Source organism: Rhodococcus sp. NPDC057297, assembly GCF_042667435.1.
Taxonomy (GTDB): Bacteria; Actinomycetota; Actinomycetes; order Mycobacteriales; family Mycobacteriaceae; genus Rhodococcoides.
Genome location: NZ_JBHUZE010000001.1, coordinates 1,211,297 through 1,235,861, shown reverse-complemented (window position 1 = coordinate 1,235,861; position 24,565 = coordinate 1,211,297). Strand labels below are relative to the sequence as shown.

Below are 24,565 nucleotides of genomic sequence, written 5' to 3'. Positions count from 1 at the left end.
AAGCGTATCTACTGTGTCGCTGTGACACATCACACGAAAGGTTTTTGATGGCGGTCTCGCCCACATTGTCCAAGTCGATTCTTGCCGTCGCCGTCGTTGCTGCCGTGAGCGTCGCAGGTATCGATGCGAGCCGCAGCGAAAGCGGCTCCGACGCCCGGTCCAAGCTCACGATGATCGCGCCTGCCGCGGCGGGTGGCGGCTGGGATCTCGTCGCTCGCGAAGCGCAGCAAGCCCTGCGCAGCGACGGCATCGTCAACAACGCACAGGTGGTCAACGTGCCGGGCGCGGGTGGAACCATCGGCCTCAGCCAGCTCGACAATCTGTCCGGTCAGGCGACGACGGTGATGATCACCGGCACCGTCATGCTCGGCGGCATCGCGATCAACAATTCCGACACGACACTGGCCGACACCGTTCCCATCGCGAAGCTCGCCGAGGATTTCGAAGTCTTCGTCGTGCCGAAGGAATCTCCGTACCAGAATCTCGAGGACATGATCGCGGCGTGGCGTGCCAACCCCGGCGGCCTCCCCATCGGCGGCGGATCGCTCGGCGGCATCGACCACATCGTGGCAGGCCAGCTCGCACAGGAAGCCGACATCGATCCCGCCGCGATCAACTACATCGCGTACTCCGGTGGCGGCGAGGTCCTCACCTCGCTGCTGTCCAACACGGTCGGAGTCGCGGTCAGCGGATACAACGACTTCCGCGACCAGATCGAAGCGGGCAACGTCCGTGCACTCGCGGTCGCCGCACCCGAACCCGTCGACGGCATCGACGTCGACACCTTCACCGAGCTCGGATACAACGTCGACTTGGTGAACTGGCGCGGCATCGTCGCACCACCCGGTATCTCGGACGAGGACCGTGACACGTTGATCGCGATCGCCACCGAGATGCACGAGACGGAGCAGTGGCAGGGGGCCGTCGAGCGTAATCGGTGGAAGGAATCGTTCTCCACCGGCGACGAATTCGCCGAGTTCCTCGACGTGGAACAGACCCGCATCACCGACATTCTCCGAGAGCTGGGACTCGTATGACCGCCGACACGACTACGAAATCCGAGGCCTCGCGCTCGTTCTGGGTCGGCCGGAGCGGATTGATCGTTCCGGCGCTGCTCGTCGCGCTCGGCATCTTCCTCGTCTACGGAACGATCACCATGGATGTTCCGGCGACCGCGACGTCGCCCGGCCCACAAGTCTTCCCCTCCATCGTGGCGGGTGGCTGCTTCGTGGTGGCGCTGCTGGTGACCATTCAGTTGCTGGTCAAGCCCGACGAGATCGATCGAGGCGTCGACGACGACGGACGCGCGTTGACCGGCACGGTCAGCAACTGGCGCACCCTGGCGATCACCGTCGGATCGGTCGCGCTGTTCATCGTGTTGCTGAACCCGCTCGGCTGGGTCCTCGCCGGTGCACTGCTGTTCTGGGGTGTGTCGATCGGCCTCGGCGGACGCCGTTACGTGTTCGACGCAGCCGTGGCACTGCTGGTCTCCTCGGCTGTGCAGTTGGCGTTCTCCGCCGGCCTCGGCTTGACCTTGCCCGGCGGCGTTCTCGCCCAGATCTTCTGATGGAGCTGACGTTCTCATGGATTCACTGAACAATCTCTTCGAGGGCTTCGGCACGGCTCTGACGCCGATGAACCTCGTGTGGGTGTTCGTCGGCGCGCTCTTGGGCACCGCAGTCGGTGTCCTCCCCGGCCTCGGTTCCGCCATGGCTGTCGCCCTGCTGCTCCCGGTGACGTTCACCCTCGATCCCACCGCTGCCCTCATCATGTTCGCGGGTGTGTACTTCGGCGGACTGTTCGGCGATTCGATCTCCGGCATCCTGATGAACACCCCCGGCAACAGCACCGCCATCGCCGGCACGTTCGAAGGCCATCGCATGGCCAAGAACGGTCGTGCACCCCAGGCTTTGGCGACCTCGGCCATCGCGTCGTTCATCGGCGGCATGATCGCAACGACGCTCGTCGTGTTCTTCGCGCCGACCCTTGCGTCGTTGGCGACCAACTTCGGGCCCGCCGAATACTTCGCTCTCGCGGTGTTCGCGTTCATCGCGACGTCCGCGGTGGTGTCGGATTCCGCCCTGAAGGGCCTGACGGCTCTGCTGATCGGCCTGACCCTGGCGGTCATCGGCATCGACGGGCCGTCCGGAGCGTCGCGCTTCACGTTCGATGTGCCCGCGATGTTCGACGGCATCCACATCGTCGTCATCACCGTCGCGATGCTCGCACTCGGTGAAGTCATTCACATCGCATCGAGAATCGGTCGTCCCGAGGACAATTCGTTGATCAACTCGGGCGGTCGGCCATGGCTGAGCAAGTCCGAGTTCCGGGAAGCACTGCCGGCCTGGTTGCGCGGCACCGCATTCGGCGTCCCGTTCGGCGTCATCCCCGCCGGCGGCGCCGAGGTACCGAGCTTCCTCGCGTACGGCACCGAGCGCAGGCTCGACCGTCGGCGTAAGAACCCGATGTTCGGCAAGGGCGCCATCCGCGGCGTCGCCGGCCCTGAAGCTGCGGGCAACTCCACCGCCGGCACCGCGATGGGCGCACTGCTCGCGCTGGGTCTGCCGACGTCCGCCACCGCGGCGATCCTTCTCGCGGCGTTCCAGCAGTACGGAATGCAGCCGGGGCCGTTGCTGTTCGAACGCAGCGGCGACATCGTCTGGGCCCTCATCGCCAGCCTGTTCCTCGCGATGATCGTCCTGCTGATCCTCAACCTGCCGTTCGCGCCTCTGTGGGCGCAGCTGTTGAAGATCCCCAAGAACTACCTGTACGCAGGCATCTCGGTGTTCGCGGCCCTCGGTGTCTACGCATCCAGTGCGTCCATCGTCGATCTGATGTTCATGCTCGGCCTCGGAATCCTCGGATTCATGATGCGCCGCTACGGCATTCCGCTGGCCCCGGTCCTCATCGCGGTGATCCTCGGACCCCTCGCCGAGGATTCGCTACGACGCGCGCTCGCCGTCAGCGAAGGCGATCCGACCATTCTCGTCGGCAGCGCCATCACCGTGGTGCTGTACTCCCTGATGGCTCTGGCCATCGTCTTCACGATCGTGAGCAAGATCCGCGCTCGGGCGAAGGTCGACTTCTGACCCCTGTGTGAGTGGAAATGCAGGCCCTGGACAGGAGCGGAGCCTGCGGAGCGACCCGATGGCACTGTCATTTCCACTCACATAGGGCTCACGTGAGTCAGAGGATGTACAGCATTTCCTGGTAGGTCGGAAGCGGCCAGAGGTCGTCCGCCACCATGCCCTCGAGAGTGTCCGCTGCTGTCCGGACTGCCGCCATGGCAGGGAGCAGAGCGTCCTTGGCGTGGGTGGCCTCGGCAAGAGCGTCGCCGCCGGGGTCGCTCTCCAGTGCAGCCTCGAGAGTCGTCAGAGCCGAACGCAATGCGGACAGCGGCTCGGTCACCGACTGCAGTTCGGCGGTGTCGGCTTCGACGCCTGCAGCCTTCAGCGCTGCGACGTTCTGTGCCAGCTCGGTCTGGTACCGCACGGCCGCGGGAAGCACCGATGTCCGGCCCATCTCGACGGTCAGGCGCGCTTCGACGAACACTGTCAGCGCGTACTGCTCCAAGCCGATCTCGTAGCGCGAGTGCATCTCTCGGTGATTGAAGACGTTGTACTTCTCGAACAGCTCCATCGCGGAATCGGTGATGAGTTCCGGTAGCGCGTCGAGCGTCGTACGCAGGTTCGGCAACCCGCGGGACTCGGCCTCGATCTGCCAGTTGTCGGAGTAACCGTCGCCGTTGAACACCACGGCGCCGTGCTCGGTGATGATCTCGGTCAACAGATTCTGGACGGCCGTGTCGAATTCGGTGCCGTTCGCAACCGCGGTTTCCAAGTTGGTGGCCATGTAGTCGAGCGACTCGGCCATGATGGTGTTGATGGTGACCATCGGTCCGCTCACCGTCTGCATCGAGCCCGGTGCGCGGAACTCGAACCTGTTGCCGGTGAACGCGAACGGGCTCGTCCGGTTGCGGTCGCCCGGATCGGTCGGGAGCACCGGCAACGTGTCGGCACCGATCATCATCGTTCCCTTGCCCTTCGACGACGTCGCCGCGCCCTTGGCGATCTGATCGAAGACGTCGGCGAGCTGGTCGCCGAGGAAGATCGAGATGATGGCCGGTGGGGCTTCGTTGGCGCCGAGCCGGTGATCGTTGGTCGCCGACGCCACCGACGCGCGCAGCAGACCGCCGTACTTGTGCACGGCGCGGATGACCGCAGCGCAGAAGACGAGGAACTGGGCGTTGTCGTGCGGGTTGTCTCCCGGCACCAGCAGTGACCCGAGCTCGGAGTTGCCGAGCGAGAAGTTGACGTGCTTGCCGGATCCGTTGACGCCGTCGAACGGCTTCTCGTGGAACAGGCATTCCATGCCGTGCTTCTTCGCGATCGTTTTGAAGGTCGTCATCAACAGCTGTTGGTGATCGGCTGCGATGTTGCCGCGCTCGAACATCGGCGCGATCTCGAACTGTCCCGGCGCGACCTCGTTGTGCCGTGTCTTCGCTGGAATACCGAGCTTGAACAGCTCGCGTTCGGTGTCCATCATGAAGCCGAGGACTCGCTCCGGGATTGCGCCGAAGTAGTGATCGTCGAACTCCTGCCCCTTGGGGGGCTTCGAGCCGAACAGCGTGCGGCCTGCATTGAGCAGGTCCGGGCGTGCGAGGAAGAAGTGCCGGTCGACCAGGAAGTACTCCTGCTCGGGGCCGCAGAAGGACACGATGTTCTCGATGTCCTCGTGTCCGAAGAGCTTCAGGATGCGTTCGGCATGACCTCCCATCGCCTGCTGCGAGCGAAGCAGCGGCGTCTTGTGATCGAGCGCCTCACCGGTCATGGACACGAACACCGTGGGGATACACAGCGTGTTGCCGTTCGGGTTCTCGAGCACGTACGCCGGGCTGGTGACGTCCCAACCCGTGTAGCCGCGGGCTTCGAACGTGTTCCGCAGACCGCCGTTGGGGAAGCTGGACGCGTCGGGCTCGCCTTGGATGAGGGTCTTACCGGCGAACTCGGCGAGCGCACTGCCGTCACCGACGGGGTCGAAGAAGCTGTCGTGCTTCTCCGCCGTCAATCCCGTCAGGGGGTAGAAGACGTGCGCGTAGTGGGTGGCGCCTTTCTCGAGCGCCCAGTCCTTCATCGCCGACGCCACGGCGTCGGCGACCATGGGATCGAGTGCCATGCCCTTCTCGATCGTCGCGATGACCGACTTGTAGACCGACTTGGGCAGGCGCTTCTGCATGACGACTTTGCTGAAGACGTTCTCGCCGAAGATCTCGCCGGGCTTCTCTTCCCCGACGAAGCTGACCGCAGGCGGGACATACGCCTCGACGTCTTTGATCGCCTGCAGACGGACGGTATTTCCACTCATGAGCTACCCCTTGACACGGTGCGCTCCGCAATTGGATTTCGCGGAGTCCGACCTGGCGACAGTACGAAGCTCCCGTGGCGGCAATGTTTCGCCGCTGTGACCACTGCAATTCGACGGCCGCGCGCGGTGAGACCGGCATCCAGTCGTGCGGCTCAGGTATGGACTGAATCACAACGAGATAGACAAATCTTCAATTTTGTCTATCCAGGTTTACATTAAAGCGGTATTGTCACTCTCGTAGTGATCGATACCACTAGACGGTCAGGGCTCGACCGACCGCCTGAAGACGAGGAGTTCAGTCGTGGCAACCCAGACGAGTCCACAGTCGAATACGCCGGTCGACGAGTGGCGCGACAAGAAGCGGTACCTGTGGCTGTTCGGCCTGGTACCTCCGACCGCGATCTTCATGGCGCTGGGTCTGATCTGGGCGTTCAACCAACTCGGCTGGAATGCCGTTTCACCGATCTGGTGGTGGATCGGCCCGATTCTGGTGTACGGGCTGCTGCCGATACTCGACCTGTTCTTCGGGCCCGACGGCCAGAATCCGCCGGACGAGGTCATGGAAGCGCTCGAGAACGACAAGTACTACCGGTACTGCACCTACATCTACATTCCGTTCCAACTCGCGAGCCTGGTGATCGCCTGCTACTTGTGGACGGCGGACAACCTGAGCTGGCTCGGCATCGACGGTGGCCTCGGGCTGATCTCGAAGATCGGTTTGGCAATCAGCATCGGCGTCATGGGCGGCGTCGGAATCAACACCGCACACGAGATGGGGCACAAGAAGGACAGCTTGGAACGATGGTTGTCGAAAGTCACTCTGGCTCAAACGTTCTACGGTCACTTCTACATCGAGCACAATCGGGGACACCACGTTCGTGTCGCGACGCCGGAGGATCCTGCCAGCTCGAAGTTCGGGGAGAGCTTCTGGCGATTCCTTCCTCGTAGCGTGTGGGGCAGCCTGAAATCGTCGTGGAAGCTCGAGCAGACTCGCATGCAGCGATTGGGCAAGTCCACGTGGAACATTCGCAACGATGTGCTCAACGCTTGGCTCATGTCGATCGTGCTGTTCGGCGTTCTGACGGCCGTGTTCGGAGTCGGCATCCTGCCGTTCCTCGTCATCCAGGCCGTGTACGGGTTCTCACTGCTCGAGACGGTGAACTACCTCGAGCACTACGGGTTGCTGCGGGCGACCACCAAGTCCGGACGCTACGAGCGATGTGCTCCGGCGCACAGCTGGAACTCCGACCACATCGTCACCAACATCTTCCTGTACCACCTGCAGCGCCACAGCGATCACCACGCCAACCCCACCAGGCGGTACCAGACCCTGCGCAGTATGGAAGGTGCACCCAATCTTCCCAGCGGGTACGCCAGCATGATCACCGTCGCCTACTTCCCGCCGCTCTGGCGAAAGGTGATGGACCACAGGGTTCTCGATCACTACCGGGGTGACATCACCGCGGTCAACATCGAGCCGAGCAAGCGCGACAAGATTCTCGCACGCCACGGCGCCCAGTCCGGTGGCCGATCAGATGCAGCTACGGATGCACCGAAGGACGCGCAGTGATGACGGCGTACGAGTGCCCGGTGTGCAACTACGTCTACGACGAGGCCACCGGGGCGCCGCGGGAGGGTTTCCCGGCAGGAACGCCGTGGTCCGACATCGCCGACGATTGGCCGTGCCCGGATTGCGGCGTCCGGGAGAAGATCGACTTCGAACAGAAAGCAGGATGAGAGATGGCCACGGATTTCAAGCTCTACCAGTGCATTCAGTGTGGTTTCGAGTACGACGAGGAACTGGGCTGGCCGGAGGACGGGATCGAACCGGGTACTCGGTGGGAGGATATCCCCGAGGACTGGAGCTGCCCGGACTGCGGAGCCGCGAAGGCCGACTTCTTCATGGTCGAGATCAGCAGGCCGTGACTCTCGGGGCGCCCGATAGAGTGGGGGTCGTGTCAACGCAACCGGTCCACCCGAGCCTCTACCAGGACGCCGCGATCAAGCACGCACCCCTCAAGAATGCCGTGTCGAGCCCGATGCGGACGACGATTCTCGACGGGCTGCACGATCTCCTTCTCGAGCGCACGTGGTCGACGGTCAACATGGCGGACGTCGCCAAGGCGGCGGGCATCTCGCGGCAGACGCTGTACAAGGAGTTCGGTACCCGTAAGGGGTTGGCACAGGGGTACGCAATGCGGTTGACGGATTCGTTCGTCTCGGCGGTGGACGATGCGGTGTACGCCAACGAGGGTGACAGTCTGCGCACCCTGTACGTCGCGTTCACCGAATTCTTCGGCCGCAGTGCATCTGACCCGCTGGTGCTGTCGATGCTGACGGACGATCCTCCGCCGGATCTGCTGCGGCTCGTCACCACCGAGAGTGGTGCACTCATCGAGCACGCGTCGCTGCGACTCGCTCGGACCTTCGAACGCAGCTGGCTCCGCGCGTCGGCGCACAACGCAGACGTGCTGGGGCGCACCGTGGTTCGGCTGGCGCTCAGTTACATCTCGATGCCGCCGGAGAACTCGGCCGACGTGGCCGCGGATCTGGCATCGCTGCTCACCCCGTTCGTCGACACGATCAAGGGCACAGCATGAGCGAGGTACACCGCATGACCGAGGTACACCGCGCGCACTTCGCCGAGCTGTCCGGCCACCAGGTCTACGCACTGTGCAAACTACGAGTCGACGTGTTCGTCGTCGAGCAGAACTGCGCATACCCGGAGCTCGACGGCGCCGACGAGGATCCGTCGACCGTGCATTTCTGGCACACGGACAACGGGCGGATCGTGTCCACGCTGCGGTTGCTGTACATCGACGGGGAAACCAGGATCGGACGGGTATGCACGGCGGTGGACGCTCGCGGCCGCGGCCTGAGCGCCGAATTGCTACGCGCGGCAATCGATCACGCACGCGGCGATACCATCGTCATCGGAGCACAGGCTCATCTGGAGCAGTGGTACGGCCGGTTCGGTTTCGTTCGCAGCGGTGAGAACTACGACGAGGACGGGATCCCCCACCTTCCCATGACCAGAGCGGGCGATTAGGCGGTCATCTGCCGTGCTGCTTCGAGGACGGTGTTCTCGGAGAGCAGGACGTGCAGTGCTGCATCACCCAGTGGGATGAAACTGTCCTCGCTGCAGACGCGTCGCACCTTGCCCGGGTATCCGGCGTCGACCATTGCGGTGACGATGCCTTCGCTCACACCACCGGACTTCCGCGTCTCATCCACCACCAGCACCCGGCCGGTTGCCTCTGCATGTTCGACGATGTCCGCCAACGGAAGTGGTGCGATCCACCGGATGTCGACGACGCGCACGCCCACGCCCTCCTCGGCAAGAGCTCGCGCGACCCGCAGGCTCATCCTGACGCCGTTGCCGAAGGTGACGATGGTGAGATCGACTCCGTCGCCGTGGATTCGAGCGCGTCCGATCGGGGCAGGCGGCACTGCTCCCCCGGCAAGCCACAGTCCGTCGCCGTCCAGGTACAGATCCCTGGTGTGGTACAGCGCAATGGGTTCCAGGACGACGCACACGGCGCCGTGTTCCACTGCGGCGTGGGCGCAGGCGAGAAGCATGGCGGCTGCGTCGTCCGGCGTCGAGGGTGAGGCGATGATCATGCCGGGGATGTCGCGCAGGGCGGCAACAGCGTTGTCGTTGTGGAAGTGTCCGCCGAAACCCTTCTGGTAGCCGTATCCCGCGATCCGGACGATCATCGGATTTCGATACTGACCGTTCGAGAAGAATTGAAGCGTTGCCGCTTCCCCGCGAAGTTGGTCTGCCGCATTGTGCAGGTAGGCGAGGTACTGAATCTCGGCGATCGGGAGCAGACCGGACACTCCGGCGCCCAGGGCCAGCCCGAGGATCGTCTGTTCGTCGAGCACGGTGTCGAACACCCGGGCCGCTCCGGCATATGCCTGCAGACCTCGGGTGACGCCGTACACTCCGCCTTTGCGCGCCACGTCCTCGCCGAACAGGATCGACTGTGGATACATGGACAGAATGTGCTGCAGCGCGGCGTTGACGGCTTTCGCCAGGGTGGTCGCCTGCGGCAACTCGATGCTCTCTGTCTCGGTGGTTCCACGCGCCTGCTCGGATGCGCTCGTCAGGGGTTCCATGACCGCTGCCGCGCTGCTCAATTGCGGTAGCTCGGCTACTTCCCGTGCCACACGGAGCACCTGTGCGCGCTTGTTCTCGTAGAGTTCCACCACCTCGTCGATCTCGAGGACCCCCGTCTCGACGAGGCGCCGTGCGGTGCAGAGGACCGGATCGCGGGCGAGATCGGCGGTGATCTCCGTGGCCGACCGATAGGACGACTCCACGTCGGATCCTGCGTGCCCCATCAATCGGACCGACTCGATGTGCAGAAACGCGGGGCGACGTCGTGTCCGGACCCAGTTCGCGGCCGCAATCGATGCGGCGTGGACCTCCTCGAGGTCCCGGCCGTCCGCGTGGAAGTATTCGAGGCCCGCTCGGGTCGAGAAGTTCGACGCGATCCATCCCGTGGGTGTACGCACGCTGATGCCGATCCCGTTGTCCTCGCAGACGAACAGCAGGGGCATCGGGACACCCTGATACGCAGTGTTGATCGCGGAGTTGATCGCACCCACCGCGGTGGAGTGGCCGGCGGATGCGTCACCGAAGCTGCATACGGTCACCGCGTCGGACGGCCACGTGGTGTCCACCCCGAGCTTGGGTGCACGGGCGAGGGAGAACGCGACTCCCACCGCGCGCGGCAGGTGCGAGGCGATGGTCGAGGTCTGTGGGACGACTGCGAGGTCTACTCGTCCGAACACTTTGTGCCTGCCACCGGAGATGGGTTCCTCGGTGGCGGCGACGACCCCGAGCAGGACGTCGCGAATCGGATCGCTTCCGGCTACCTGTCTGGCGCGTTCCAGGAAGAACGCTCCGGACCGATAGTGCAGAAGAGCTGGGTCCGTCGGCCTCAGCGCACCGGCGACCCCTGCGTTGAACTCGTGCCCGGACGAGCCGATCGTGTAGAAGCCCGTGCCGTGGGAACGCAGCCATCGTGCCGCGAGGTCGAGGTGGCGGCTGCCGAGTTGGGCGTCGAACAAATCCAGCGCCCTCGTCGGCGTGAGACCGGTCCCGAGTTCCTCTCGACCTGGTACCGCAGATCGAATCGCCTGCAGGAAGTACTCGTCGATCGGCTCGGCCATGCGGTCAGGATATGCGCGTGCGCCACCGCACGCGGGCGAAGTCAGCGCGAGTCGGTGTTTCGCCAGGCCAAGAGCACACCGGCCCCGGACTGACGCGCCCACGGGAGGAACACGGCCACGGCGAGGGCGCAGGCCAGTGCCGATCCGACGGTGACGTACGACGCGAGCTGAAATCCCTCCAGCGACGCGGCTTTCATCGCGTACACCAGGTCCGCCTTCTGCGTGGCGAACACCGAGTTGGTCGGTGCCTTCACGATCTCGATGACGCTGACGACGGTCTCCCGAGCGAACGCCTTCTGGTAGGGCTCCATCAGCGCGTCGGGGATCGCGTCGATTCGAGGTCCCACTTTGGTGGTGTAGATGGACGCGACGATCGACCCCAGCACAGCAACTCCGAGCGTTCCGCCGACTTCACGCGTGGTGTCGTTGACGGCCGAGCCTGCCCCTGCTTCGTCGAGGGAGACCGAGGACATGATGGATTCCGTTGCGGGCCCTTGAACGATGGCCAGTCCCAATCCCATCAGCACCATCGAGATCAACACCGGTCCGAAGTAGGGGGTTTCGACTTTCACCTGGCCTGCGATGAACATGCCGACGCTCATCACGACGAGTCCGAAGACGATCACCGCCGTGGTACCGACGCGTTGTGCGATCAGGGTGGCCAGTGGCGCGCCGATCGCGATGGACACCGCGAACGGTAATGAGTGGATGCCGAATTGGAGTGGACTGAGCTCCATCACACCTTGGAAGTACTGGGTGATCATGAACAGGAACCCGAACATCGAGAAGTACGCGACGGCAATGGCCAAGGCAGGCAGCGAGAATCGTCTGATCCGGAACAGTGCCATGTCGAGAACGGGCGAGGGGGTGCGTAGTTCCCACCACACGAACACCGCGAGGCAGACCACACCGAGCAGGTAAGCCGCGATACTGATTCCGGACAGCCAACCCTGGTGTGGGGCTTCGATGATGGCCCACACCAGTACGGTGATGCCGACCAGGGACAGAGCGATACCGACCGGGTCGAATTTTCCGATGTGCGATGCCTTGGACTCCGGCACGAATTTCCACGCCGCAGCCAGCACCACCGCGGCCACGGGCACGTTGATCCAGAACACCGAGTGCCACGAGAAATGTTCCAGCAGAAAGCCTCCTGCGGTGGGTCCGATCGCAATGGCGAAACCTGCCATCGCGGTCCACGCAGCGATGGCGAGTGCGCGTTCCCTGGCGTCGGAGAAGATGTTGATGATCAGCGCGAGGGTTGCCGGAAACACGGCTGCGGCACAGATTCCCATGAGCGCGCGGGCCGCGATCACCTGTCCGAGGTTCGCGGCGAGAGCGCCGCCGATCGACATCACCGCGATTCCGGCGAGGCCGACGATCATGACTTTCTTCCGTCCGTAGCGATCCCCTAGATGCCCGAACGCGAGCAGGAGACCAGCGAAGGTCAGCGTGTAGGCGTCGACGACCCATTGCAGGCCGCTGATGCTGGACCTCAGTTGCAGGCCCATCGACGGGAGGGCGACGTTGACGACGGTGTTGTCGAGTACGACGAGCAGTTCGGCGGTACAGATGACGACAAGCGCGATCCAGCGTTGCCTGGCTGTCGTCATCGATACAGGGGATGCGAGCGATCGGTGCTGAGATGTTCGAACCATGGGCGGATCCTTCTCGACTGGTCATGCCGCGAGCTTTTCGAACATGCCCGGACTATGACGCGCTGCATAGCGACCATCGGAAGGTAACTGTAACTCGAAGTAATAGCAACAGTTGTGGCGTCAGAATGCGTCGAGCGCAGCCTCCAGCCAGGCGAGAAGTTCGACCTCGACCCGGTCCAGCGCGGCGGTGCTGCGCTGGGCTTTCGCGATGATCAGAGCCCCTTCGAACGACGCGATTGCCATCGTGGCGAGACCTCTCGAACGGTCCTGCGACAGTCCGCGCTGCCACAGCGACGCGGCGATCGTGTCCTCCCAGGACGTGAACGACTCACCGGCGGCGACGAGGGCCGCGGGCGAATTCATGCCCTCCAGTGCAGCCGGGGCCACCGGGCAACCCGCGGTGTATTCGGTGGCTTCCAACTGCTGACGGAAACCCCCGATGATGGCTCTGAGCGTCGCAGCGGGCCCGTCGCTCGCGAGACCGCGGGAGATCACCGACCCCATCAGCGCACCCGCGGTCCTCGTCGCCTCCTCGACCAGCTGCGGCTTTCCGCGGGGGAAGTGGTGGTAGATGGACCCGCGGGGCGCGCCTGCATGCTCGATGACGTCCGCGAGCGACGTGGCCTCGACGCCGCGCTCCCTGAACAGCAGGGCCGCGCTGCGCAACATGTCCTCGCGGGCTGTACTCCGACTCACGCGACCTACCCCTCTTGACGTTACCGATCGTCACACATACGGTGACCTCGGGTATGCACTACAGCATAACGTCGACGACGAGAGGCCACCATGACCACCGAGGTCGATCCTGTCACCACGCTCGCGGCACCGCTGACCTTGGCGTGCGGTCAGGTGCTGCCGAACCGCCTCATGAAGGCCGCGTTGAGCGAGGGCCTCGGCACCAGGACCCACAGTCCCGACGTTCGGCTCGAACGCCTGTACACGCGCTGGGGCGCAGGAGGTTACGGTCTCGTTCTCACCGGCAACGTCATGGTCGACCGTCACCACATCGGTGAACCCGGGAACGTGGTGATCGAGGACGACCGCGACCTCGACGGTATGACCCGGTGGGCCAAGTCCGCGCGCGACGGCGGTTCTCCGATCTGGATGCAACTCAACCACCCCGGTCGCCAGGCCAATCCGATGGCGACCCGGTCCAAGCCGATCGCGCCGTCGGCGATCGCTCCCGGTATTCCTGGCATCCCGGCACCGCGCGCCATGACGGAGTACGAGATTCGGGGCATCGTCGAGCGATTCGCGACCGCAGCACTCGTCGCCGAGTCCGCCGGATTCGACGGCGTCCAGATCCACGGGGCACACGGCTACCTCGTCTCGCAGTTCCTCTCACCGTCGGCCAACCGACGTGAAGACCGATGGGGTGGCAGTCTCGACAACCGCATGCGGTTCGTACTCGACGTGGTCCGCGCCATCCGCACGGCCGTGTCCCCCGGATTCGCCGTCGGCATCAAGCTCAACTCGGCGGATTTCCAACGCGGCGGATTCGGCGAAGAAGAGTCACGCCTCGTCGTCGAACATCTGGCCGACGAGCACATCGATCTGATCGAGATCAGCGGTGGAACCTACGAGTCGCCCGCGATGATGGGCCGGTCGGTGGCCGACAGTACGCGTCGGCGTGAGGCGTACTTCCTGGATTATGCCCGCGAGGTCCGCACTGCCGCGGGTGACGTTCCGCTCGCGGTCACCGGAGGCTTCCGCACGCGGTCGGCGATGGGTGCCGCGGTGGCGTCGGGAGAGTGCGACGTCGTCGGTCTCGGGCGACCTGCCGCCGTGACACCCGACGCAGGCAACGCGCTGCTTCGAGGCGGGGCCGACAGCGTCGTGTCGCCGGCGATCGGCCTCGGGTTGCCGCGCAGGTTCGCCAAGCCGCTCGACGGCGCCCTCGACCTGCAGTGGCACACCGACCAGCTGCACCTGATCGGTGCGGGGTCCGAGCCGGACCCGAACCGATCCGTCTGGCGCACCGCGGTGAGGACTCTGCAGCGCAACGGGCTCGATGCCTTCCGGAGCAGGCGCAGCGGATCCAAGTAGCGGGATGAACAATCCAAGTAGCGGCGCGAACACAAGTAGTCAGTCGACGTACTGATGTTTTTCGAGTCGATGTGCAGGACGATATGGCCATGCAACCCGAATACGACGCATGGCCGTCACTTCCGGTGGACTCGTGGATCGAGACCCGCGACACCGTTCAACTCTGGACCCAGATCGTCGGAAAGACCCGAATGGCATTGGGTCCGGCCGTCAATCATTGGTGGGGTGTGCCCCTGTACGTCGACGCCCGCGGCCTGACGACGTCGTTGATGCCCGTCGGCGATCGAGGGCTCGAGATCAGGTTCGACTTCCTCGCTCACGAACTGATCTTCGAGGTCACCGACGGCAGCTCGCGCCGCATGAAGCTGGAACCGCGCACCGTCGCGGACTTCTACTCCGAGTACACCGCGCATCTCGACGCGTTGAAGATCGACGTCGACATCGTCGGAACGCCGGTGGAGTTGCCCGACGCGACGCCGTTCGCCGAGGACACCGTGCACGGTTCCTACGACGCGGAGGCGGTGTCGGCATTCTGGCGTTCGCTTGTCAGCGCGCACTCGGTGTTCTCCGCGTTCCGGGCCGATTTCCGCGGCAAGTCGAGCCCCGTACATTTTTTCTGGGGTGCGTTCGACCTGGCGGTCACGCGATTCTCCGGCCGACCTGCGCCCACTCATCCCGGTGGTATCCCCAACTGCCCGGACTGGGTGATGCACGAGGCGTACAGCGACGAGGTCTCCAGCGCAGGCTACTGGCCGGGCGGAGCGGAGGAAGGCGTCTTCTACGCCTACGCCTATCCGCATCCAGACAGGTACGACACCCACCCTGCGGTCGAGGCGCCGGGCCGGTGGGACTCCACGCTCGGCGAGTACGTCCTGCCGTACCACCTCGTCCGCGAGTCGGACAACCCCGCGGCCACGGTGCGCCGGTTCCTGGAGCAGACTCACCGCGCTGCCGTGGAGACCGCCGGTTGGTGACGGACCGAGAGGCAGACCGCGTGGGTTTCGCCTGCCGGCGCTCCGCCGAAAACGTGGGTGAGTGCCGCAGCGATGACCTCGTGGTCGGAGCCGGTCCACCGTTCGTCGCGCTGGCGCCGGTACTGAGACCACGACGGCACGCGGAACTGCTCGAGGATCAGTTCCGGGTTGTCGAGGCTGCGATACATCCGCCACGAGAACGCACCGGTGCGTCGACGTGATCGTCCGACGTCTGCCATCGCCCTTATGAACGCGTCTCGTCGAGCTTCCTCGACCGTGTAGGACACCGTGATCTGGACGGGTCCGTCGTCCGGTTCCGGTTCGAACACCACCGTCGGTGTCGGCCATGCAGTCGACACCGTCCGGTCGAGGGTTCCGGTGTCCGGCAGCAGCGGCAGCAGGGCCACGCTGGCGGCGACGATCACGAGCAATGCCGTCGCCACCAGCGCGGCGTCGACGAGACCGATGGTCGACGCCACCCACCCCCAGATCAGGGAACCGGCGGCCTGCGATCCCATGAAGACCAGCAGATAGACCGACATCGCCCGGGCGCGGACCCAGTGCGCAACCGACAGTTGAATGGCGGCGTTCAATGCGGTCAGTGTCGTGATCCACGCGATACCGGCCAACACCAGACCTGGGATCACCACCCACATCGGCAACCACACGAGGGCGGCGGTTCCCGCGCCGTACGCCACCGCCGACACGACGAGAAGTGTGTTGGCGGACCACCGGGCTCGCAGCGCGGGTGTCAGTGCTACGCCTGCCACCGCCCCGACACCCAGGACACCCAGCAGCGCGCCGTACCCTATTGCGCCCAGGTCCAGAACGGACGACGCGATGGACGGAAGAAGCGCCCACAGCGCCGACGCAGGGAAGGCGAACAGTGCCGAGCGGACCATGATCCGTCGGACGATCGGCCCGGATCGGACGTACCGAAGGCCTGTCAGCAACGATTCTCCGAGTCGCTCGCGGCCGGAGTTGTCCGTGCGGGGACGCTTCCATCCCAGCAGCGCACCGACTACGGCCAGGAACGACAGGGCGTTGAGACCGAAGACGAACGTCGGCCCGGCGAACGCGACGAGCACGCCTGCAATGGCGGGACCGACAGCGCGAGCTGCATTGACCGTCACGCTTCCCAGTGCGGACGCTGCCGGAATCTGTTCCCGTGGAACCAACTCGGGCTGGATCGCCTGCCATGCCGGTGCCGACAGCGACGTCCAACACCCCAGGACGAAGGTCGACGCCAGCAGACCGATCGGGGTCAGCGTGCCCGTCCAGGCGAGGACCGTGAGAACGCCGGCCGTGACACTCGACGCGACGCCGATCACGAGAAGCAGGATCCTACGATCCAGTGCGTCGGCGAGGACTCCCGCGAACAGCGCCAGCAGCAACGTCGGAGCGAGGCTCGCGGTCTGTACCGAGGCGATCACCGTCGTCGACGCACTTCGTTCGACGAGGAACCATTGCGCCCCGACGGTCTGCATCCAGCCGCCGATGTTGGACACGAGCTGAGCGAGAAAAAGCATGCGATACACCGAGTTTCGCAACGGCGCCCATGCGGAACCCTCGTGTGCAGTCACCTCAGTCACCCCAGTCACCCCAGTTACCCCAGTCACCTCAGTTCCGCCACCCAGTCCGTGAACCTCTGCCAGCCGACCTCCGGGTACTCGCGGCGCAGACCGTCGATGTCCGCGTCGTACCCGGTATCGGTCAGGAACTGGAACATCGCGCGCATGTCCGGCGACGAGATCGCGGCGGCGTCGTACGAGTGCGCGGTGACGGCGGTACCGAGGACTGCCCCGAGCGCAGCGGCCATCTGGGCGGGGGTCGGATCGTCGGACGCCAGATCGATTCGGGCGCCGAGGAATCGGGACGGATCGGACAACACGAGCGCGACGAATCGACCGAGATCGCGGCGGGACATCTGCTGCAACGGGGTGTCCACCGGTAGCGGTAGGTCGAGTCGTCCACGTCGAACGTCCTCGATGCCGCCCAGCATGTTGTCGTAGAAGTAGGTGGGGCCGACGATGGTGAACGGCACGGTGGACGCTCGCAGAATCGCTTCCGTCCTGGCCTTCGTCTCGAAGTGCGGTATTCCCGTGGATCGATCCGCGTCGGCAACGGACGAGAACACGACGTGGGGAACGATCGCGGCCACCAGTGCGTCGACGAGTGCCTGCCCCTGGGCGATCTCAGCCTCCGGCCCGTCCTCGAACGGAGTGGTCATTGCGAACACTCCGGCCACACCGGTGAACGCGTCGGTCGTCGCGGACCGATCGGTGATGTCCGCTTCTCTGATCTCCACACCCCGCTGCTGGAGTGCGTCGGTGCGGGCGGACAGGCGCCGTACCAGGGCCCGGACCGGAATGCCCCGTTCCAGGAGCGCGTCGACAACCGCCCCTCCCTGACCTCCGGTTGCTCCCACGACTGCACAAGGCTTGCTCATACTCGTCACAGTGCCGTGTCCGTGCGGCTCGGTCATCAGTCGTGCGACTGAACTCAGCGCAGAGCATTACCCAAATCGGGCGCCCTCTCGATCAACTGACGCGCATCCCTGGCCGTCACGACGCCGTTGCACACCTCGGCGTACTCGCTCATGGCGCACGAGGCCTGCGACCAATACCTCTCGTGCTCGGGTGTCACCCAGGCCAGGCGATGCACCTTCCTGGCCAGTTCCTCCAATTTGTCCACCCGCGGTGGCAGACCGTTGCACCGGCCGTCACCGACGATCAGGACCGAGGTGCGCGAGGTGACCTTGGAGCCGTGCGTCGTCAACAGCTCTTCGAGCGTGCGGCCGTAATCGCTGCTCGCCTCCAGGTCCAACTCGGGTGCCGCGAGCACCGATGCGAGCGCGTCGTCACCGGTACTGCGCGCCAGCAGGTCCGTCACGTCGACGGGATTGTCCACGAAGGCGAGCACCGTGCACCTGCTGGTCCGATGCCGCATCGCCTGCGCGAGCCGCAGAGTGAACGCGGTGATCGGGCGTACCGACAACGAGACGTCGGCGAGAACGAGGAGTCGAACTCGTTCCGGCACAGGCTTGTCCACCATCAGATGGAAAGGAACCCCGTCGGTTCTCATGCTCGCCCGGACCGTCCGACGCATGTTCAGTCGCCCGTTCGTGGCTTCACGTGGGCGAGGTCGCGGTGTACCACGCATGCGGCGCAGCACTTCTCGACACGCGTCGCCCACCTCGGCGCGCGACGGAATGTCCGACTCGGGTGCGTCGGACGCCGTCGCCGTGTCTCGGGAGTCTGCGGTTCGATCCTGGCCTGCGATGGCGTCGACGAACGCTTCCACCGCGTCGACCAACTTGTCGAGTTGTGCCGCGGTCAACGGCTCACCGTCTCCCTGATCACCGTAGAGCGAGTGGGGGTCGTAGGCGTCGAGCCAACGGAGAATGCCCTCCGGGTCATCCCATGCCAGCGTCCCTTGCGAGATCATCGCTTGTGCCGACGAGAGGTCGCCGACGGTCGCGGAGTCGGCGCGGTCGACGTCGACGGTGAAGGACACGCCCCTTCTGCCGCTGTCGTTCTCGGTGTCGACGGCAAGGTTGGAGTCCGCGCCGGTGATGGACAGGTCGTCGTCGTCCTTGTGCGGATTGAATCCTTTGTCCGCCTCGGGGGAATCGAAGAAGTCACCGACTTCGGCTGCATTCTCGTTGTAGTCCGCGTAGCGGCCGGTGTCCCTGTCGTCGTTCGAGATCTCGAGGGTAGTGGGCGCCCCGTCGGCACCCGAATCATGCGTCGGCCGACGCTCGTCCAACACGGTAACCGGGCGGGGGTGGAACAGCCGCTCGAACGCGGCGTCGAATCCGTCCTGCTCGTAGCTGTACTTGGCACACGTCGCGCGCAGCGCGGATTCGAGCACTCGGAGTTCACCGACGCCGACGAGACCGAGAACTCTACGCACCTCGATCACTTCGGCAGGCGACGCCGATACACCGTGACGACGAAGCAGGCGGCCGAACACCGCTGCGACGACGTCGAGTACGTAGGCCGGTGTGCTTCGGCGACCGAGACCGGACACGGCACTCACTTCTTTCGGATTCCGAACCCCACGCCGCTCGTGCGAGGGTCGCGGCCGCCGGTGCCTCGAAACGCCGCGGTGGTGGTGTTGGGCGGGCGGGAGGCGACGGTCGCGCGCGGCTCGTCGGATGTGTCCGGGGCAGGCGCCTGTGCTCGTCCACGAACCAGCTCGACGTCGCTTCCGTACTTGAGAAGAGCTGCCAGCAGGATCTCTCGCGTGCGTTCGGTGTCGTGATCCTTCAGGATCATCGCGGCGCGGGCTGCGTCGATGACCTCGGAGACCGATGGACTCTTGCGCAGCGGGAGTTCCCTCAGGGACCTGGCGAGTTCGACGACGTCGGCGACGGTGGCGTCCTCCACTTCGGGGGCCCGGGAGGACACGATCTCACGTTCGCGTTCGGGCGTCGGGTAGCCGACGGAGAAGTGCAGGCAGCGACGTTTCAACGCAGCGGACAGTTCGCGAGTGTCGTTGGAGGTGAGTATGACCCACGGATCGGTCCTGGCCACGAAGGTTCCGACTTCGGGGATCGTGATCTGTTTCTCCGCGAGGATTTCCAGGAGCATCGCCTCCATGGATTCCTCGGTTCGGTCGACCTCGTCGATGAGGAGTACGACGGGTTCCTCGGACAGTATGGCGTCGAGGAGTGGCCGCACCGCGAGAAACTTCTCCGAGTACAGGCCGAAGTCCGTGTCCGCCAGTATCTGCGACGCTTCCTCGGTGCTCTCGACCGCCGCGAGTTCGGAGCCGATGCGGTCGCGCAGCATCTGTACGTGCAGAAGCTGTTTGGCGTAATCCCATTCGTAGAGGGCGCGGTTGTCGTCCAGTCCCTCGTAGCACTGCAACCGCACCAGCCTGCGCCCGCCTGCGACGGCGAGCGCCTTGGCCAATTCGGTCTTGCCGACACCGGCCGGCCCTTCGAGCAGCAATGGTCGATCCAGGGCGATCGCGAGATGGACTACGACGGCGAGATCGTCCCCCGAGATGTATCCCGTCTCGCGAAGCCCGTCACGGACGGTGTCCGCACTGGTCGAGAAGATCGGTTCACTGCATGCCTCCAGGCCGGCCGATGTCATGGTAATTCTCTCCTGCGCTCAGTAAGCCTTGTTGATGGCGTGGTCGACGACGGGGATCATGGAGTCGACGGTGACCTCGCGAGGGTTGCCCGGGGTGCACCAGTCTCCCTGGATGTGCTCGGAAATCTTGAGCACCGTCTTCTCGTCGCCGGGGATGACCTCGCCGCGGCCGGCGTACTTGCCGGTGTTCATCCGGTTCTTGTCGTAGAGCCTGGTGTTGACCTCACCGAAGTTGTCGGGGATGCCCACGTCCTTCGACAGCCGAATCGCGGCCTCCACAGCGGCGTCGGCAGCTTGTACCGTCGTGAGATTGCGGGTGTCCACGCCGAGAGCCCCTGCCATCTGTGCGTAGCGTTCGTACCGCGAGGGCAGGTTGTACTCCCATACGCGGGGCAGCGCAATGGCGTTGTTCAGACCGTGGTGCGAGTCGAAGTAGGCACTGACCGCGTGCGAGATGGAGTGCACGATGCCCAGACCACCGGAGTTGAACGCCTGTCCGGCGATGTACTGCGCGTTCATCATTCCCTCGCGGGCCTTCAGGTTGCGCGGCTCGTACACGGCTTCGCGGAGGTTCTTCGCCACGAGCTCCACCGAGTACAAGGCGTTGCCGAGCGACGGAGCGAAGTCCAACCGGGACACGAAAGGCTCACTGCCGTGGGCCAACACGTCGAACCCACAGTAGGCGGTGAAGTGCTGGGGGCAGGTGTAGTACAGCAGCGGATCGTCGATGGCGACGGTGACGATCGATGCCTCGTCGAACGCGACCCACTTGTGCGGATTGTCCATGTCCGAGGTATCGGTGATCACGTATGCCCAGGACGTCTCCGAACCCGTTCCGGCGGTGGTGGATACCGCGATGTGAGGGGGGTTCTCCTTGTTGGTGGACTTGGCGAAGCCCTCGAACTCGTTGATGTTGCGTCCGTCGTGGGCGATCACGATGCGAGCGCCCTTGGCTGCGTCGTGACTCGAGCCACCACCGACGGAGATGATGCTGTCGCACTTCTCCTTCTGGTAGAGGGCAGCAGCGTCCATGACGTTGTAGTCTTTCGGGTTCGACTCGACCTTGTCGTACAGGACGACCTCGACACCCTGGTACTCGATCTTGCCGATGAGTTCTTCGATGATGCCCGAACCGCGGAGTCCGGTGGTGACCAGCAGCGAACGCTTGAATCCGAGGTTCTTCGCCTCGACGCCGATGATGTCGTGTGCGCCCACTCCGAGAAGCGCGCGTGGGAAGGGGTGGAATTCCTTGATCGGGAAGTCCCAGATCTGGTTGAGCTCGATTGCCATCGGATCCTCCTGGTGAGTCGGTGTGACTACGCTCACTCTGAGGGTTCGACGTGATCGGCGACAAGGGATTTCACTCCGAACCGCCCGTCCGCTGGACCGAACTACCCGATCGGTCAGGTCAGCGTGCTGCCCGGTCGATCATCCCCCGCAGTTCGTGACGCTTGCTGACTCCGAGCTTCGGATACACGTGATACAGGTGCGAGCCGATCGTGCGTGGTGAGAGGTGCAATTGCTCGCCGATCTGGCGGTTCGTCAGGCCTTCCGCGGCGAGGGTCGCGATGTGTTGTTCCTGAGCAGTCAGCGACGCCCACCCGTCCGTCGTCGTCGACGTCGATCCGCGAGTGCCGCCTGCTGCCCGCAGTTCCGCCCGAGCGATGTCCGCGAACGTCCGCGCGCCGACGGATTCGAACGTGTCCAACGCCGCTGCCAACTGTGGCCTGGCGTCGGTAGGACGGCGGTTGCGCCGCAGCCATTCGCCGTAGTGAAGCTGAGCACGTGCACGCTCGACCGGCCACTGACCACCGTCCGGATCGAGAACTGCCGTCCGGTAATGACGTTCGGCGCCGCGGGTGGTTTCGCTCACCAGCGCGGCAGCCAGGTGCCGAAGCAGCCTGATCCTGGCCGGTGGCTTCGACCCGATCGCACGCCCGATGGCTGTCACGAACCGCCTGGCCGACGCCTGTTGCCCGCTCCTTGCACCAGCCCATGCCAGGTCCGCGATACCGAGCACCGATTGGATGCTGTGCAGCGGCGTGCCGTCGTCCTCGAAGACACCTCGCAGTCGCTCGTACGCGCTCGCGAAATCACCGTTCACACAGGCGAGGAACGAACGGGCCCGCGTCAGATCGACCGTCAGCGCACCGTTCGCTCGCGGCTCGAACAGTGTCGCCGCCCGGGCCAGGTGTCCTTTCGCGACATCCACGTTGCCGCGGTGAGTCTCGATGGTGCCACGGTGGATTTCGACGATCGCTTCGACGAGCGCCATCCTGCCCACCGTCGCCACCTCGGATGCCTCCTCGGCAGCTTTGTCCACCTCGTTCCACCGGCCGGTGTCGACAAGGGCACCCAGGAATGCAGCCATCCCCATCGCCCCGGCTCCGAGACTTCCTACCTCACGCAGAGATTCGATTCCTCGTCCGAAGTAGGACAGGGCGTCGACGCTGTTCTCGCTGAGGTATGCCCTCGTCCCTTCCGCCAGCAGGTACGAGATCTTGGCTGCGATGGACGAGGTCTCGTCGAGGGCTACGCGAGCCTCCGCCCCGAGGGTGCTCGTCGAGTACTCGGCAATCAGCTGCCTGACGGCTTCCTTCGCCGCATCCGGCATCGGCGACAGAAGGTCGCGCCCTTCCGAGGAGACCTTACCGCCGGCGCTCGGTGCGGGAATCGCCTCGGCGAGACTGGACAATGCGGTCCTTCGCCACTCTCCGCCACTGAAATGCGCCGCGCCGAGCGCAGTGAACAACAGCGCCAGAGTGAGACTTTCGTCCGTCGGTGTGTACTCCGAGAACGTGCGACGCACCACGTCGAACGCCTCGTCCGGCTTCGCTGTTTGCAGCAGTATCGAGGCAGTCGGAAGCGCTGCCGCACTGCGAATCTCGGGCGAGGTCGTTGCTCGGCGAACCTGAGCAGCCAACGCCAGTCCCCACTGCGGATCGCCCGCCATGTAGGCAGCGTGTGCAGCACTGGCGTATCGCAACGCCGCTTTGTCCGGCGCCGGAGAGATTTGCGCAGCCCGTTCCAACGCACGTGCGACCTCGAAGAACCCTCCTCGGCGGTGAGACAGTTCGGCGGCGCCTTCCAGTTCCGCGGCCACCGATTCGTCCACGCCGTCCGCGGCCGCAGCACGATGCCACGCCCGGCATGGCGGGTCGTCGACCAGTCGAGCAGCGAAATCCTCGTGTGCGGCGCGGCGCTGGTCCACACTGCAGTCGGAATAGGCTGCGGAGCGGACCAGCGGATGCGTGAAATGTACGGCACGGCCGTCGATCACAACGAGACCGGACTGTTCCGCTTCCCTCCACACCGACAGATCGCCGCCGAACCCTGCAGCCGCGGTGATGATGTCCAGAGACTCGTATCCGGATCCAGACGCCGCGTAAAGCAACAACTTTCGGGTCTGCGGCGTCAGGTCGGCGATTCGAAGGGAGAACAGCGACTGCACCCGACGAACCCGGTCGTCGCCCGTACTGGCCGACAGGTCGACGCCCGACCGGACGACGGCACGGCCGAACTCGATGATCGCCAGAGGATTTCCCTCTGCCTGACGAATGATCTCGAGTCGTGCAGAGCGCGACGGTGTCATGGGCTGACGGTCCAACAACACGGCGGACTCTGCGTCGGTGAGACTGGGGACCTCCGCCGCGGCGACGCCAGGATCGACGCCGTCGGGAATACGGTGACCTCTCGAGCTGCACAGCGTGGTCATCGGACCGGCCACCCGCCGAACTGCGTAGACGACGATGTCGAGCGAATCACGGTCGAGCAGGTGCGCGTCGTCGAGAAGCAGCACGAGGGGTGACTCCGCGGCGAGCACTTCGAGGAGGTGGAGTACCGCGTGCCTGCAGGCGTACATGTCGACCATGGCGGGCAGGGGCGCGCGACCCAGCATCTCGTCGAGTGGGATTCGAATTGCTTCGGGCAGACGGTCGGCATACGCCATGACCGGCCACAACAACTGCTGCAGTCCGGAGAACATCTGCTGGGTCTCGGCGTCCACGCCTGAGGCTTGCAGCACTCGAACACCGGCGTCCTCGGCGACGGCACGCGCATGCCGGAGAAGAGTGCTCTTGCCGATCCCGGCCTCACCCAGCAGCCAGAACATCCGATCGCCCGCGCCCGGATTCGTCACCATGCGGGTGATCGACGCAGCCAGCGCGTCTCGCCCCACCAGCGCCCCAGCGGGCTCGCGTTCCGCAGTCATCGAGCACCGCCCGTAGTTGTAGCAACAATA

At 64.8% G+C, this 24,565-nt stretch carries 20 protein-coding genes; 10 read left to right on the top strand and 10 right to left on the bottom strand.

Translation table 11 applies throughout. The features are described from left to right. The first annotated feature begins 47 nt into the window (after nt 1-47). From ACFULT_RS05710 to ACFULT_RS05700, 3 genes are read left to right on the top strand one after another with little or no spacing between them, the layout of a single operon-like run. Nucleotides 48-1,037, top strand: a complete 990-nt coding sequence (locus ACFULT_RS05710) for a tripartite tricarboxylate transporter substrate binding protein (RefSeq protein WP_037114269.1) — start codon at nt 48-50, stop codon at nt 1,035-1,037. Then, nucleotides 1,034-1,567 (top strand): tripartite tricarboxylate transporter TctB family protein, encoded by a 534-nt coding sequence (locus ACFULT_RS05705; RefSeq protein ID WP_037114270.1) that lies wholly within the window; start codon nt 1,034-1,036, stop codon nt 1,565-1,567. Before ACFULT_RS05710 ends, ACFULT_RS05705 begins: the two co-directional genes overlap by 4 nt. A 16-nt stretch (nt 1,568-1,583) precedes the next feature. After that, entirely contained in the window at nt 1,584-3,089 is a 1,506-nt protein-coding gene (locus tag ACFULT_RS05700) for a tripartite tricarboxylate transporter permease (RefSeq protein ID WP_019663694.1), read from the top strand. Between the two features lie 97 nt (nt 3,090-3,186). Here ACFULT_RS05700 and ACFULT_RS05695 read toward each other — a convergent pair whose 3' ends face one another. Next, entirely contained in the window at nt 3,187-5,364 is a 2,178-nt protein-coding gene (locus ACFULT_RS05695; RefSeq protein ID WP_378480876.1) for a glutamine synthetase III, read from the bottom strand. Nucleotides 5,365-5,665: 301 nt separating this feature from the next. On the opposite strand from ACFULT_RS05695, the gene ACFULT_RS05690 reads away from it, so the two are divergent. From ACFULT_RS05690 to ACFULT_RS05670, 5 genes are read left to right on the top strand one after another with little or no spacing between them, the layout of a single operon-like run. Then, nucleotides 5,666-6,934, top strand: coding sequence for an alkane 1-monooxygenase (locus tag ACFULT_RS05690; protein ID WP_037114276.1), 1,269 nt, complete (start codon nt 5,666-5,668; stop codon nt 6,932-6,934). Beyond that, the gene (locus ACFULT_RS05685) at nt 6,934-7,101 is read left to right on the top strand and encodes a rubredoxin (protein ID WP_037114278.1); all 168 of its coding nucleotides are present in this window, start codon (nt 6,934-6,936) and stop codon (nt 7,099-7,101) included. Before ACFULT_RS05690 ends, ACFULT_RS05685 begins: the two co-directional genes overlap by 1 nt. A 3-nt stretch (nt 7,102-7,104) precedes the next feature. Beyond that, a complete protein-coding gene (locus ACFULT_RS05680; protein WP_019663698.1) occupies nt 7,105-7,290 on the top strand; it encodes a rubredoxin in 186 nt (61 codons plus the stop codon). Between the two features lie 20 nt (nt 7,291-7,310). Further along, the gene (locus tag ACFULT_RS05675) at nt 7,311-7,964 is read left to right on the top strand and encodes a TetR family transcriptional regulator (protein ID WP_378480875.1); all 654 of its coding nucleotides are present in this window, start codon (nt 7,311-7,313) and stop codon (nt 7,962-7,964) included. Further along, nucleotides 7,961-8,413 (top strand): GNAT family N-acetyltransferase, encoded by a 453-nt coding sequence (locus ACFULT_RS05670; protein WP_378480874.1) that lies wholly within the window; start codon nt 7,961-7,963, stop codon nt 8,411-8,413. Before ACFULT_RS05675 ends, ACFULT_RS05670 begins: the two co-directional genes overlap by 4 nt. On the opposite strand, the gene ACFULT_RS05665 is transcribed toward ACFULT_RS05670, so the two are convergent. The 3 genes from ACFULT_RS05665 to ACFULT_RS05655 form a co-directional block, all read right to left on the bottom strand. Then, nucleotides 8,410-10,542, bottom strand: coding sequence for a thiamine pyrophosphate-dependent enzyme (locus tag ACFULT_RS05665; RefSeq protein WP_378480873.1), 2,133 nt, complete (start codon nt 10,540-10,542; stop codon nt 8,410-8,412). The genes ACFULT_RS05670 and ACFULT_RS05665 overlap by 4 nt on opposite strands. A gap of 41 nt (nt 10,543-10,583) precedes the next feature. Then, on the bottom strand, nt 10,584-12,155 hold the full coding sequence (locus ACFULT_RS05660; protein ID WP_037114289.1) for an MFS transporter: 1,572 nt from the start codon (nt 12,153-12,155) through the stop codon (nt 10,584-10,586). Between the two features lie 165 nt (nt 12,156-12,320). After that, nucleotides 12,321-12,896 carry a TetR/AcrR family transcriptional regulator gene (locus ACFULT_RS05655; protein ID WP_378480872.1) on the bottom strand — a complete coding sequence of 192 codons (576 nt, stop codon included), beginning with the start codon at nt 12,894-12,896 and terminating at the stop codon, nt 12,321-12,323. Between the two features lie 90 nt (nt 12,897-12,986). Here ACFULT_RS05655 and ACFULT_RS05650 point away from each other — a divergent pair, with 90 nt between their 5' ends. Together ACFULT_RS05650 and ACFULT_RS05645 are read left to right on the top strand one after the other, a co-directional pair. Next, entirely contained in the window at nt 12,987-14,246 is a 1,260-nt protein-coding gene (locus tag ACFULT_RS05650; protein ID WP_037184703.1) for an NADH:flavin oxidoreductase/NADH oxidase family protein, read from the top strand. An 89-nt stretch (nt 14,247-14,335) separates the two neighbouring features. Continuing rightward, nucleotides 14,336-15,220, top strand: a complete 885-nt coding sequence (locus ACFULT_RS05645) for a DUF5996 family protein (RefSeq protein ID WP_378480871.1) — start codon at nt 14,336-14,338, stop codon at nt 15,218-15,220. Here the strand turns inward: ACFULT_RS05645 and ACFULT_RS05640 are convergent. From ACFULT_RS05640 to ACFULT_RS05615, 6 genes are all read right to left on the bottom strand, one after another. After that, on the bottom strand, nt 15,187-16,803 hold the full coding sequence (locus ACFULT_RS05640) for an MFS transporter (protein WP_378480870.1): 1,617 nt from the start codon (nt 16,801-16,803) through the stop codon (nt 15,187-15,189). The genes ACFULT_RS05645 and ACFULT_RS05640 overlap by 34 nt on opposite strands. A 32-nt stretch (nt 16,804-16,835) precedes the next feature. Continuing rightward, entirely contained in the window at nt 16,836-17,669 is an 834-nt protein-coding gene (locus ACFULT_RS05635) for an NmrA/HSCARG family protein (RefSeq protein WP_378480869.1), read from the bottom strand. A 53-nt stretch (nt 17,670-17,722) separates the two neighbouring features. Continuing rightward, nucleotides 17,723-19,261, bottom strand: coding sequence for a VWA domain-containing protein (locus tag ACFULT_RS05630; RefSeq protein WP_378480868.1), 1,539 nt, complete (start codon nt 19,259-19,261; stop codon nt 17,723-17,725). Then, nucleotides 19,258-20,325, bottom strand: coding sequence for an AAA family ATPase (locus tag ACFULT_RS05625; protein WP_378480867.1), 1,068 nt, complete (start codon nt 20,323-20,325; stop codon nt 19,258-19,260). Before ACFULT_RS05625 ends, ACFULT_RS05630 begins: the two co-directional genes overlap by 4 nt. A gap of 18 nt (nt 20,326-20,343) precedes the next feature. Next, a complete protein-coding gene (gene mdo / locus ACFULT_RS05620) occupies nt 20,344-21,615 on the bottom strand; it encodes an NDMA-dependent methanol dehydrogenase (protein WP_037114423.1) in 1,272 nt (423 codons plus the stop codon). Nucleotides 21,616-21,733: 118 nt separating this feature from the next. Next, the gene (locus ACFULT_RS05615) at nt 21,734-24,535 is read right to left on the bottom strand and encodes an AAA family ATPase (RefSeq protein ID WP_378480866.1); all 2,802 of its coding nucleotides are present in this window, start codon (nt 24,533-24,535) and stop codon (nt 21,734-21,736) included. Nucleotides 24,536-24,565: the final 30 nt, after the last annotated feature.